Consider the following 13,290-nt stretch of genomic DNA (forward strand, 5'->3'; position numbering starts at 1 on the left):
TTTAAACCATCACAAACGCACGAGTGAACACACTTTCTTAAGCCTCCATAGCAGATAACAATGAAATTAAAATTTCTATTCCCTACGTTCTTTTGTCTGACGATAAATGCATATGCGGCATCGCCGGTGTTATTCAATCCCGCAGTGCTTAATGCCGCACTGTTATTTAGTCACGATCCGAGCAGCGGGAAGGTCAAGCACAGCCTGCAATGGATCAGAAACAGTGCAGGGGAGTTACAGGCCATGACCGATGTCTGGTATGACCGTAATGGTTGTTTCACTCGCGTAAATATGGTCGATAAGATAAGTGGAAATGAGTTTCATATCGAAAACAATAATGGCAACCTGACCTCACGCAATGGTCAGCAAATCACTGGCAAGGTCAACCAGGATTGTCAGATCACCGAGCTAGAGAATGACCGTGGCAAATTCTTGCTGAGTTACAATTCACGTGGATTACTGGAGACAATGACTAACCGGGAAACCAGCGATGTGAGTAAAAGGTTCGAATACCGTTATGGTCAGTTTCCGGTACGCATTCGCGATTATCAAAAGCACACCGACAAAATTATCTCTTATCCAGCAGGAAATCCGCAGTTTCTCGATTTTGAATCATCGTTGAAGGTTAGGGGAACAACCGTCTGGTTAAAACAGAGTTGTAGCTACCAGCCCGATGGAAATGCCCGGCTTTGTTCAATCATCACCGCATATGATGATGACTATAGAGACGGGGCCACGGTGATGTTTACGAACCATCAGACTGAATATTACTGATCCAGAGTTTATCTGACTTGCCCAAAAATAAGTTGTTCCGGGAGAGACAAGACAAGGGACTGGAGCAGGCACTAATACGTGCGGTCTGTGATATTGCATTTAACATAATATACATTATGCGCACCAATGTGTAACCAGACAGAATCCGCCGTTTTGTAGTCATCATTGTGCTAGTCGCTAATAGTATCTGAAAGTGCTTTCTCCAGCACTTATGCCATCACACTGGCCATCTGATAATTGATATGAACCCGCATCTACTGTGTTTCTAACCGCAACGCTACGCTCACAACGTATGGACGTTTTTATGGATGAAAAACTGGAGGTATTGTCGAACCATGATGACGCATGATGACGTGCATATGGGGAAATAAACAGATTAAATTTTAATCGGATGTGGTAGAGTGACACACATTCATTGAGAGGTTAATCATCATGTCCTTTATCGATTACGCAATGAAGTTCTTCAGTGGTGCATCGACGACCACTATCACCTGCCCTGTTTGCGGCTTAAAATCATCTCAGCCTGTCTCCAAAATCCGTCTAAAACAGGCAATGCTTTGTCCTGGATGTAAAGCTCTGTTTGTCCCCAAACGCTAGTTCCAGATACCGGGTAACACAAACCCGATGTTCTATACTTAGACATACACCAGCAGCTGTTAAATCCCTGATGCCTTACGCCCATCCTGAGAGAACGTTTCTGAACTGATTTCGCAACTGCTCTTGCGCGCTATGTCGCATCAGAGCAACGCTATGAAAATGAACCCCAGGGCGTGGTTTAGCCGCTCCCGAATCCTGACGAATACCTCCGGACATGTTTCGTTTCCGGCTAATGATCCTACCGCTGACAATAATAATAACCTGCGTTCAGAGCTGTTTTCGACGCCTCAGATGGAACGATACGGTCAAAAGCTTGCACGCACACATAAATTATCACCGGACAAACTGCCTTACTATTTGCTCAAACGTCTTGGTGATAATGAAGCCGTGATCACGCAAAACTGCTATGAGCTTAATGCAGGGAAAAAAAACAGCATTATGCCCGCCGGAGAGTGGTTACTGGACAACTACTATCTGATTGAGGAACAAATCCGTATCGTTCGCCAGCACTTGCCGAAAAGCTTCGGCAAAGGCCTTCCTTCTCTGACATCTCCCCATAATTGCCCGCGCATATACGATGTAGCGTCAGAGGCAATTGCGCATGGCGACGGACGCTGGGATACCGCCAGCATGACCAGCTATATCTCAGCCTACCAACAGGTGACACCGCTAACATTAGGGGAAGTCTGGGCTTTACCGGGTATGTTGCGACTGGCCCTGATTGAAAACCTGCGTCGCGTCAGTATGGAAGTCGTTAAGGCGCAGCAAGAACGTAGCCTGGCAGATAGCTGGATAACACGGATTTTCGAGTGTGCGGAGAACGCCCCTGCAGATTTAATCCTGGTGATTGCCGATATGGCGCGCTCACGCCCACCGTTGAGTAGTGCATTTGTCGCAGAACTGGTCCGTCGTCTGCAGGGACATGGTAATGCACTGGCGTTACCTTTGACCTGGGTTGAGCAGCGCCTGGCTGAACAGGGTGTCACTACCGATGAGCTAATTCATAGCTTCAATCAACAGCTTGCTGCCAGTCAGCTTTCTGTCAGTAACAGCATCGCCGGTTTACGATTACTGAGCGAAACTAACTGGGCAGATTTTGTCGAGACGATAAGCGTGGTTGAACAGACGTTACGTCTTGATCCTGCTGCCATTTATTCCAGAATGCACTTTGATACACGGGATCATTACCGCCATGTTATTGAAATTCTGGCGCGAGACAGTCACTTCAGTGAGTTGGAAGTGGCCAACCGAGTGCTCTTGCTTTCTCAGGAAGCGGAGCCCGAAACGCCCGGTCATCATATTGGCTATTATCTGGCAGGTGAAGGACGCCAGAAACTGGAAATTCAACTGTCGGCTGACACACCTGGACTCATACGCCTGCGGCACAGTTTCAATAAAATCCCCCTGCTGTCCTGGCTGGGTAGCCTGAGCCTGCTGACCACGGCAACAACAGCCGCTATATTGCACGATACGGCGCTGCAGGGAATGGGATGGTTGCTAATCGCTATGGCATCGCCGTTAATTGTGGCTGTCAGCCAGTTAGTGAGCGATCTGCTGAGCGAGGCGACGACACGTTTTCGAATCCCTCGCCCGCTGCCACGGATGGATTTTTCAACCGGGATCCCCGATGATTGCGCCACAATGGTGGTTATTCCCTGTATGCTGACCCGCCATGAAAGTATCAGCAAACTGCTCACCAGTCTTGAAGTGTGCTGGCTCGGCAATCAGGATAAAAACCTCTGCTTTGCCCTTCTTACCGATTTTGCAGACTCCACACTTGAAAATACTGAAGGTAACAGCGACCTGTTAAACCTGGCAATCGCAGAGACGCAGGAGCTAAACCAGCGCTATCCTGCCAGCCGTCCGCGCTTTTATTTGCTGCACCGAAAACCTGAATGGAATCCCACTCAAGGTGTGTGGATGGGTTATGAACGTAAGCGCGGCAAACTGGCATCACTGAACTCCTGGTTACGCCATCCCACAACACAATTTTCCAGCGTGGCAGACATGCCCGCCCATTTGTTACCACGGCACATTAAATATGTCATTACCCTGGACAGCGATACCGTTCTGCCACGCGATACTGCACATAAGCTGATCGCGACGATGGCGCACCCGCTGAATCGACCAGAGTATGATCCGCAGCGTCAAAGAGTCGTTAAGGGATACGGAATTTTACAACCCGGACTGGCGGAAGAGATGCCACGAAATGGCCAGGGACGCTATGCCGCCATGCGCAGCAGCGTTCCGGGTAATAACCCCTATTCAATGATGTCTTCAGATATCTATCAGGATCTCTTTGGAGAAGGATCGTTCGTCGGCAAGGGCATTTATAATGTCGATACCTTTGTCCAGGCCACAACCAACACCTGCCCGGAAAATCTGGTCCTCAGCCATGATTTACTGGAAGGATGCTATGCCCGTTCCGGACTACTGAGTGAGGTTTTGCTCTATGAGCAGTATCCGAACAACTATCTGTCGGACGTTGCACGCCGCACCCGCTGGATCCGTGGCGACTGGCAACTGCTGAACTGGCTAAAACTTCGCGTCAGAAAGGCAGATGGAAGCCGGGGAAAAAACCCGTTATCCGCACTATCATACTGGAAACTATTCGATAATTTGCGTCGCAGCCTGGTAGCCCCCTCTATGCTGGCACTGCTGTTTTCCTCCGTGCTTTTGGTACCCAATCCGTTTTACTGGCTTGGCGTGCTGGCACTGGTATGGCTGCTGCCTGCAATGTTGAGCATCACTTACGATCTGCTGCATAAACCTCTTCGCCGTCCGTTAAGACAACATCTCTTGCTGGTCGCGGCCGGAGCACTAAAGCGCCTTTCCAGCATCGGGTTGAACTTTTTGTTATTACCGCATGAAGCCGGATATTCGCTGTACGCGATTGGCGTGACGCTCTGGCGCCTCGGTATCAGTCACCAAAATCTCAACCAGTGGACCAGCCACAGCCCGGATAATCAGCAATCCCATATCTCAGTTTTTCGTTTTTATCGGGCGATGTGGATGAATGTGGCAAGCGGTGTGACCTTTGCAGCTCTGACGGCACATTTTGCTCCACTGCTTCTGACCGTTGCGCTACTCGTCAGCGTAGCGTGGTGTCTGACTCCCCTGCTGTTAAGCTGGTTAAGCCGACAGCCTGTACGTAAAACATTCTCACCGAATCAGGAACAAAAACAGTTGTTACGCCAGACGAGCCGCGAAATATGGGCCTTTTTTGAAACGTTTGCTACAGAGCAGGAGAACTGGCTTCCACCTGATAATTACCAGGAAATACCGCAACCGACAATCGCGCATCGCACTTCTCCCACTAACATTGGCCTTTCTCTGCTGGCCAACCTGACGGCCTGGGATTTTGGTTATCTGCCTGGTGGCGAAGTCTTACAACGTGTGACGCTCACTCTCGATACGCTGGATAAAATGGAGCACTTCCGCGGTCATTTGTACAACTGGTATGACACCCGAACGCTGGCGCCTCTCAGCCCACGTTATATCTCCAGCGTTGACAGCGGCAATATGGCAGGCCATTTACTGACTCTGCGCGAAGGTCTGACCACTATGCGTCATCAGCCGGTTTTAAACTGCGAGCAGATACTGGCCGGGTTGAACGACACAATGGCTATTCTGGAGATGCATTGGGGACAGAATACGCCAACCGGTATGCGACTGCTGCGCAAACATTGCCTCAGCGCGATGTCATTGCCTCCGGTACAGTTGTTCAGTGAACTTAAAAAAATGCGCGCCCAGTGTAATCATCTGACAGCTCAGTGCCAGCAAGAGAGTCATCTTGTGGTGCGCTGGGCAGAGCATCTGGAGCATCAACTGGTTCAGGTATGTCATGAATGGTCACATTTGCTCGGCTGGTTACCGCCATCGTATGACACCACTACGCTGCCGACACTGAGCTGGATTGCCCGTGCGAAGCATACCGGGGAAGGCACGCCTCCTGCTTCGGCTATCACCCTGGCACGCATGAGACTGGACATTATCACTGAACTGGAGCAACGACTGAACGACCATGCGCAAATGGATTTCACCTTCCTTTATAGTGAAACAACCAATCTGCTCAGCGTCGGCTACAACGGCGATACCAATACGCTGGATAAAAGTCACTATGACCTCCTGCCCTCTGAAATCCGTCTGACCAGTTTTCTCGCCATTGCGACTAACCAACTGCCGCTCAAAAGCTGGTATGCCCTGGGACGACTGTTTACTACCATCGACAATGAAACCGCATTGATGTCATGGAGCGGCTCGATGTTTGAATATCTTATGCCGAATCTGGTTATGCCTGCCTGGCCCGGCTGTCTGCTTGATGAGATGAGCCAGTCTGCGGTTAAGCGCCAGATAGACTGGGGTAAAGAGCGCGGTGTGCCATGGGGCGTGTCAGAGTCGGGTTATCATGCTTTTGATGTTCAGCATAATTATCAGTATCAGGCGTTTGGCGTACCTGGCCTGGGTCTGAGACGCGGGCTGGCTGACGATATGGTCGTTGCCCCCTATGCCACATTACTGGCTCTGATGATTGCGCCACAGAAAGCCTGTGAGAATCTGCTCGAACTGGAAAAAAACGGTGCGCGCGGCGAATACGGTTTCTATGAAGCGCTGGACTATACGCCATCACGCCTCGCCACCGGACAACTGTATGCCATCGTGCAGTCCTGGATGGCGCACCATCAGGGAATGGCATTCCAGGCACTGGCCCACGTGTTGCTTAATGCTCCAATGGCAGACCGGTTCATGTCGAGTACCGCTTTCCAGTCAGCAAGCCTGCTGTTACAGGAGCGCGTACCGGATGCAGTCGATCTCTATAGCCCGCGCCGTCATTTTGAATCTCATGAAGGAAGAGTTAAACCGGTTCGCTATGAACCGCGTGTTTTCACCGACGTGGACAGTCCGGTACCCGAGGTCCAGCTGTTGTCTAACAGCCATTACCATCTGATGTTAACCGCTGGCGGCGGAGGGTACAGTCGCTGGAACGATATTGCCCTCACCCGCTGGCGCAGCGATAGCACCCGGGATAACTGGGGGGCATTTTGCTATATCCGCGATCCGCAGACCGAAGAAGTATGGAGCAATACCTGGCAGCCAACTGTCAGTAATGGTGATAGCCGTGATGAAGTTATTTTTACCGATGCCGGCGCAGAATTCAGACGCAATTTCGGCACAGTGAGCGTCAGAACACAGGTTGTGGTCTCTCCGGAGGATGATATTGAGCTTCGCAGACTGACGCTGGTACATCGTGGTCGCCAGCCAAGAACCTTCGAACTAACCACCTATGCCGAAGTGGTACTGGCACCTGATGCAAGCGATCTGGCGCATCCTGCATTCAGTAATTTATTTATCCAGACCGAGCTTGATAATGACCGTGACGCCATCCTTTGTCACAGGCGTCCGCGCTCGCCGGACGAACAGAGTCCCTGCCTGTTTCACATGATGGTCGTGCGTGGTGATAACCATAAAGGCGCTTCGTTTGAAACCGACAGAGCGAAATTTCTTGGGCGCGGCAGAAATCCGGCCAATGCGTTTGCCACTGGCTTAAATGGACCACTCAGTAATACCTCAGGGTCAGTGCTGGATCCCATTCTGGCAATACGCCATACAATTACGTTACAACCTGGACAACCAGTGACAGTTGATATCGTCTATGGCATCAGCGCAAGTCGTCAGCAAAGCCTGGCCCTGCTGGAAAAATATCGCGATCGCCCCATCGCTGATCGCGTCTTCGAAGTCGCCTGGTCTCACAGCCTGGTGGTATTACGCCAGATGAACGCCAGTGAAGATGATGCTTCGCTATTTAATCGCCTCGCCAGTGCGGTGCTTTACCCCTGCCAGGAATTACGCGCCGACAGCCAGGTAATCAGCCGTAACCGTCGGGGTCAGTCTGGCCTGTGGGGTTGGGCGATTTCCGGCGACCTGCCGATTGTCCTGCTCAGTATCGTCAGCGAAGAGAGTATCGACACGGTGACCACGCTTATTCAGGCGCATCGCTACTGGCGGCTGAAAGGTCTGGAAGTGGATCTGGTTATTATGAATAACAGCCCAGGAGGCTACCAACAGACCCTGCAAAATAAGATCATGGATTTAATTTATGCCGGGTCAGAAGCAAATCTGGTAGATAAATCCGGCGGGATTTTTGTGCGTAATGGTGAGCATCTGAGCGCCGAGGATAAACAGCTTCTAATGAGTGTGGCCTGTTTGTACCTTGATGACCGCGCGGGTGGAATTAGTGAACAGCTCAACCAGCGGATCCATACAACCAAAATTCTGGCCAGGCCACTGATTCCCCACACTACGGTTCGGAACAATCAACACAGTGACTGGACACCGGATACCAGTCAGTTACGCCACTTCAACGGTTACGGCGGGTTTTCTCAGGACGGTCGTGAGTATCAGATTGTACTCAGGGAAAATGCGCCCCCTCCAGCCCCCTGGTCCAACGTACTGGCAAACGCCCGTTTTGGTAGCGTAATCTCGGAAGCCGGACAAGCCTACAGCTGGTATGAGAATGCGCATGAATACCGGTTAACACCGTGGGAAAACGATCAGGTCAGCGACCGCAGCGGTGAAGCATTTTATCTGCGCGATGAAGAAAGCGGTGCCTGCTGGTCACCGACCACGTTACCGCTACGCGGTCAGGGTGATTATTTGACCCGTCACGGCTTCGGCTACAGCGTATTTTCTCATCGTGAAAGTGGTATAGACAGTGAGTTGACGATACTTGTCGCTGAACTGGAGCCCGTCAAACTGGCGATCCTGACGCTCAGCAACAATTCGGGGCGCACGCGTAAACTGTCCGTTACCGGCTATGTGGAATGGGCTTTGGGGGAATCGCGAACCCGATCGGCCCTGCATATTGTGACGCATTCTGCGAATATCCCGGATGGCTGCGGCGTGATGGCCAATAATTTTTACGGTGCCAACGGTAATGAACGTACCGCCTTTTTCGCCGTCAGCGGCCCTCATTGTTCACTGACAGGCGATCGCCGTGAGTTTATTGGCCGCAATGGTTCCCTGCATTACCCGGCAGCCATAAAATTACGCAGGCTCTCAGGAAAAACAGGTGCCGGGCTGGATCCATGTGGCGCGGTACAGTCTGCGACCACATTAATTGATGGTGACCAGCGAACCTTTATTTTTGTTCTTGGCGCAGAGGAAACCCAGGCTCAGGCCCAGGTGACAATCGCCCGTTATTTGGATGAAGAAGTCGCCCGCCAGGAGTTGAACAAGGTACACAGTTACTGGCACAGCGTGCTGGACAAAATCGAGGTTCACACACCTGATACCACCGTTAACTTGCTGGTAAATGGCTGGCTGCTATACCAGACAATCGCCTGTCGTCTGATGGCGCGTAGTGGTTATTATCAGTCCGGCGGCGCATTTGGTTTTCGCGACCAGTTGCAGGATACGCTGGCTCTGAGCCATGCTGAACCAGAACGTCTGCGCGAACAAATTGTGCTTTGTGCCTCAAGGCAGTTTGCTGAGGGAGATGTGCAACACTGGTGGCATCCACCTCACGGCAATGGTGTGCGTACACATTGTTCGGATGACTATCTCTGGCTCCCGCTCGCTGTTTGCCACTATGTAGAAGCGACGGGAGATATGAATGTGCTGGAACTGGCAATCCCGTATCTGGAAGGCCGCCCGATCCCTCCCCGGGAAGAGTCTGTCTACGATACCCCTGTCATCAGTGACACAAAAGAAACGCTGTGGTTACACTGCGTAAAAGCCATTCAGCATGGGCTACAGTTTGGGCCGCATGGCCTGCCGCTCATCGGGGCCGGGGACTGGAATGACGGGATGAACCGGGTCGGCATTGAAGGCAAAGGTGAAAGCGTCTGGCTTGGATTCTTCCTGTACGATATTTTGCAGCGCTTCGCAGGAGTGGCGGAACAACGTCAGGATACCACTGTCGCGTCGATGTGCCGTACGCAGGCCCTGCTCCTGCAAAAAAATCTCGAGTCCTCAGCCTGGGATGGCGAATGGTACCGGCGAGGATATTTTGACGATGGGACTCCGCTGGGATCGAAAGCCTCTCAGGATTGCCGGATTGATGCGATTGCGCAAAGCTGGTCCGTATTGTCCGGGGCAGCCAGCCCGGACCATAGTGCGCGGGCCATGCTGGCACTGGATAAGCACCTGGTCGATAACGATGCCGGGTTGATTAAACTGTTAACCCCCCCTTTCGATGGTCACGGGCCTAATCCGGGTTACATTCAGGGTTATCTGCCAGGCGTGCGAGAAAACGGTGGACAGTATACACATGGTGCCATCTGGGCAGTGATGGCATTTGCCCGAATGGGCAATACATCGCGTGCGTGGCAGTTGTGGTCAATGATAAATCCAATAAACCACACGTTGAGTGCAAACGGAGTAGAAATCTATAAAGCCGAACCGTATGTCATGAGTGCGGATGTTTACAGCATCGCGCCCCATACCGGGCGTGCGGGATGGAGTTGGTATACCGGTTCTGCAGGTTGGGCATACCGCCTGCTAACAGAGGAACTGCTGGGGATAAAACGTTCCGGTACGGTTTTGACCATTCATTCTCAATTGCCGGATGGTTGGCCATCTTTAAGCATGACCTACCAGCATGGCAACAGTGAGTATTACATCACCGTTTCGCGCGGTGATGGCGAATACCAGGTCATACTGGATGGCGTTCTTCTACCTGATGACAGAATCTCGCTGTGGGATGATGGACAATCTCATACTGTTGATATCCTTCAAAACTGAAGCTCGTTAAATATGCGCATTAACGTCTGCCGTTAATGCGCTGACTATCTCTGAGAACATCAAACGCGGTCTGCATCGCGATTTATCCTCTCTTCTTTTTTTGCTTGCATTGCATTGCATTGCCAGAAGAAACTCAAGCACTGGATTAAATATACACAACATAAATCAAATATTATTAAACAAAGGCGTATAATTAATAATACATTCTACAGAGCATTAATTTATGTCTTACACAGATGGACTCAGACAATTCAAAGAAAGACCCGTACACGTAACCTGTCCGGTATGTGCCCACATAGCAGATCAAAAAGCCGGGAAAATGCGCAAGGATGCTGTTCTGGAGTGCCCTGCCTGCGGGCTGCTATTTCGCCCGTCAGAATGCTGGTGCATTGGTGGTTAACAGGCATTCCAATCCTGAAAGTTAAAGGTAAAGCTTATGAAAACCAGAAAAGCTGTTTTTATTGAAGGTGATATCATTGCCAACCGACTGTTAGGAGAAGCCAGCCAACCCTTTTGTATCCACAGAGTTATGTTTAATAATGGGAAATATGCAATCGTGCGGGCAGCATCCGGCATATGTTTCAAAACTGGGGACATTATTCAACGAAACGAGAACGAATGGTTTTATAACCATACCAAAATTCGTCTTCTCTCCTTTGAATATCTTGAAGAAGACGAATCTGGACGGCAATTGCTTGAATATTATTAATATATCCATTAGCACAAGAATAATTGATGCTCTACGAGAAATTTGCGGTTAATACACGTAATGATCGGCCATTATGTCGTAATCTTAAAGAGCAGCAGCCTGCTCTGGATTCAGACCGACTCCATCCCATACAGGAGAATCAAACATGGCCGACTGGAACCCCTCGCTCTATCTGCAATACGCCAGCGAACGTACAAGACCTGCGGCAGAATTACTGAGCAGAGTGGCGTTAGAAAATGCACGTACAGTCGTCGATCTGGGCTGTGGTCCGGGAAACAGCACGACGTTGCTGCATCAGCGCTGGCCATCGGCCAGAATCATCGGGGTGGATTCATCACCTAACATGCTTAATGAAGCGCGTAAAGCGCTGCCAGACTGCCACTTTGTTGAAGCCAATATCAGCAAGTTTCGGCCGGAACAGTCATTTGATCTGCTTTACGCGAATGCTTCCCTGCAGTGGGTTCCTGACCACTATGAATTGTTCCCACAACTGGTATCCCTGTTGAACTACAACGGAGTACTTGCCGTGCAAATGCCAGATAACTGGCAGGAACCGACACATGTCCTGATGCGTGAAGTGGCCTATGAGCAGGGTTATCCCGATCGGGGACGCACGCCGCTCCCCGGTGTGCATGCCTATTATGACATTTTGACTGAAGCGGGATGCGACGTGGATATCTGGCGCACAACCTATTACCACATTATGGAGTCACATCAGTCGATTATTGATTGGGTCAGCTCGACGGGGCTACGCCCATGGTTGCAGGAGCTGAGTGAAAGTGAACAGCGTAATTATCTGGCGCGCTACCATGAACTTCTACAGGAACAGTATCCACTTCAGGAAAACGGTAATATCCTGCTGGCATTTCCACGCCTGTTTATTGTTGCCCGACGCGATTTTTAACCTCATTGAATTCGATATTGGCCTCTTTATTACAGAGGCTAATACAGAGAAGGCCAGATCTCATTATTGATTATGCGCGCCTTCGCCTTTTTAAGATCAGAATCTAGTGGTAAAGCCTTTCATCTGCTAGTGTCTGAAAACGTTTAACTGGCGAGAGTTGTCATGTCAAAAATCTACACTGGCGGTTGTCTGTGCGGTTCAATTCGTTTTACTGCCACCAACCCCAATAATTCACATACCTGCTCCTGTGACATTTGCCGCAAGCATACGGGTGCGCCCACAGTAGTATGGATTGAGTTTAATGCCGGGAATGTGGAATGGACAGGCAAATCCGGTAAGCCAACGACGTGGCGTTCTTCGGATACGTCCAGCAGAGCTTTTTGTCAGCAGTGTGGAAGTTCAGTGGGCGCCATCGATGACGCCCCCGTCATTGCATTATTAGTCGGAGGTTTTGACGATCCGAATGATGCGGATCTTGCTCCGGAGTTCCACTCTTTTACAGACATGCAACCGACATGGTGGCAAAAAGAGGTTAACTGAAATCTCTTTTACGTCAGCTGATAATGCTTATCCGGCATGCGCTTAGCTGGAACAATCGCTTCATCGTTCATCTGCAGCAAATCTATTTCTATCGCATTACAAATAGCATCGAGCGGCAAATCATTATTCTCCGTGCCAAACGGATCTTCGAGTTCTTCAGCCAGCGTGTCGAGAGAGATAAAGGTATAGGAAATAAGCACTGAGATAAACGGCGTCATATAGTGCAGATCCACCACCAATGCGAATGGCAGCATGATACAAAACAGATAAACAGTACGATGCAGGATCAACGTGTAGGCAAACGGCACGGGGGTATTCGCAATTCGTTCGCACCCCGCCAGTACCGCTGACATATCATTTAACCTATTGTTTAAACTATGGAATAATATATCAGAGAGCTGACCGCTGCGCCTGCGAACAGCTAACCATTCCCCCATCAGCAACAGGATGCGGTTTGCCGGGGACTGCGAAGCAAACACGGTCTGCAAATCTGTCGCACTGAGGTATTTCACCAGCGGTTCCGACTGTGGCTGCCGGCGCAAAGTCATACGCAAACAGTGCGCAAACGCAATTTGCAAGTTAACGAATTGCCGCAATTCGCCGTCGTCCGGTAAGGTAGTTTTCACTTCGCGCAACAGCGATCGGGAAGCAATCATCAACTGTCCCCACAAATGCCGGGCTTCAACGTAACGTGAATAGCAGGCGTTGTTGCGAAAACCTAAAAAGATAGCAATTGCGACGCCCAGGATGCTAAATGGCGCCAGCGTAAATTTGATACCCAGCATCGTATACCACGGCAGCATGATAATAACGGCGATGGAGAGCAGGAAATTCAGGAGCAGACGTGAAAAAATCTTGGATAAAACTGAACCGTGCCAGACAAAAATCAGGCGTAGCCAGTGTTGTTGAGGTCGAACGATCATGGTTATCTTCGAAAAATGTAAAAGCCGCGCCATTAAACGTGATCGTGATCAATGTTGCAAGCACATCCCGACAGTTAATTCCGCACTTCTACCACTGCAAG

Annotated in this window: 8 protein-coding genes; 7 read left to right on the forward strand and 1 reads right to left on the reverse strand. The window is 50.4% G+C overall.

The genetic code is table 11. The annotated features are described in order from the left end of the window. The first annotated feature begins 60 nt into the window (after nucleotides 1-60). The 7 genes from SK36_RS10310 to SK36_RS10330 all read left to right on the forward strand — a co-directional run bounded on the left by SK36_RS10310 (nucleotide 61) and on the right by SK36_RS10330 (nucleotide 12,266). Nucleotides 61-774, forward strand: a complete 714-nt coding sequence (locus SK36_RS10310) for a YnfC family lipoprotein (protein WP_045442797.1) — start codon at nucleotides 61-63, stop codon at nucleotides 772-774. A gap of 432 nt (nucleotides 775-1,206) precedes the next feature. Continuing rightward, on the forward strand, nucleotides 1,207-1,371 hold the full coding sequence (locus SK36_RS25025; protein WP_223306990.1) for a YnfU family zinc-binding protein: 165 nt from the start codon (nucleotides 1,207-1,209) through the stop codon (nucleotides 1,369-1,371). 153 nt (nucleotides 1,372-1,524) lie between these two features. Next, nucleotides 1,525-10,113, forward strand: coding sequence for a glycoside hydrolase family 94 protein (locus SK36_RS10315; RefSeq protein ID WP_048221471.1), 8,589 nt, complete (start codon nucleotides 1,525-1,527; stop codon nucleotides 10,111-10,113). Between the two features lie 223 nt (nucleotides 10,114-10,336). Then, on the forward strand, nucleotides 10,337-10,513 hold the full coding sequence (locus SK36_RS25240; protein ID WP_223306989.1) for a YnfU family zinc-binding protein: 177 nt from the start codon (nucleotides 10,337-10,339) through the stop codon (nucleotides 10,511-10,513). Between the two features lie 36 nt (nucleotides 10,514-10,549). Then, nucleotides 10,550-10,822, forward strand: a complete 273-nt coding sequence (locus tag SK36_RS24365; RefSeq protein ID WP_045442764.1) for a hypothetical protein — start codon at nucleotides 10,550-10,552, stop codon at nucleotides 10,820-10,822. A gap of 145 nt (nucleotides 10,823-10,967) precedes the next feature. Then, nucleotides 10,968-11,726, forward strand: a complete 759-nt coding sequence (gene tam / locus SK36_RS10325; RefSeq protein WP_048221472.1) for a trans-aconitate 2-methyltransferase — start codon at nucleotides 10,968-10,970, stop codon at nucleotides 11,724-11,726. 162 nt (nucleotides 11,727-11,888) lie between these two features. After that, complete coding sequence (locus SK36_RS10330; protein WP_045442757.1) at nucleotides 11,889-12,266, forward strand: GFA family protein; 378 nt, start codon at nucleotides 11,889-11,891, stop codon at nucleotides 12,264-12,266. A gap of 8 nt (nucleotides 12,267-12,274) precedes the next feature. Here the strand turns inward: SK36_RS10330 and SK36_RS10335 are convergent, their stop codons facing one another. Then, entirely contained in the window at nucleotides 12,275-13,189 is a 915-nt protein-coding gene (locus SK36_RS10335) for a bestrophin family protein (RefSeq protein ID WP_045442753.1), read from the reverse strand. Nucleotides 13,190-13,290: the final 101 nt, after the last annotated feature.

Source organism: Citrobacter sp. MGH106 (genome assembly GCF_001037495.1).
GTDB classification, from domain to species: Bacteria; Pseudomonadota; Gammaproteobacteria; order Enterobacterales; family Enterobacteriaceae; genus Citrobacter; species Citrobacter murliniae.

Excerpts from the sequence above, each read along its gene's own strand:
- SK36_RS10310 (WP_045442797.1), top strand. The coding sequence starts at position 61 with ATGAAATTAAAATTTCTATTCCCTACGTTCTTTTGTCTGACGATAAAT.
- SK36_RS25025 (WP_223306990.1), top strand. The coding sequence starts at position 1,207 with ATGTCCTTTATCGATTACGCAATGAAGTTCTTCAGTGGTGCATCGACG.
- SK36_RS10315 (WP_048221471.1), top strand. The coding sequence starts at position 1,525 with ATGAAAATGAACCCCAGGGCGTGGTTTAGCCGCTCCCGAATCCTGACG.
- SK36_RS25240 (WP_223306989.1), top strand. The coding sequence starts at position 10,337 with ATGTCTTACACAGATGGACTCAGACAATTCAAAGAAAGACCCGTACAC.
- SK36_RS24365 (WP_045442764.1), top strand. The coding sequence starts at position 10,550 with ATGAAAACCAGAAAAGCTGTTTTTATTGAAGGTGATATCATTGCCAAC.
- tam (WP_048221472.1), top strand. The coding sequence starts at position 10,968 with ATGGCCGACTGGAACCCCTCGCTCTATCTGCAATACGCCAGCGAACGT.
- SK36_RS10330 (WP_045442757.1), top strand. The coding sequence starts at position 11,889 with ATGTCAAAAATCTACACTGGCGGTTGTCTGTGCGGTTCAATTCGTTTT.
- SK36_RS10335 (WP_045442753.1), bottom strand. The coding sequence starts at position 13,189 with ATGATCGTTCGACCTCAACAACACTGGCTACGCCTGATTTTTGTCTGG.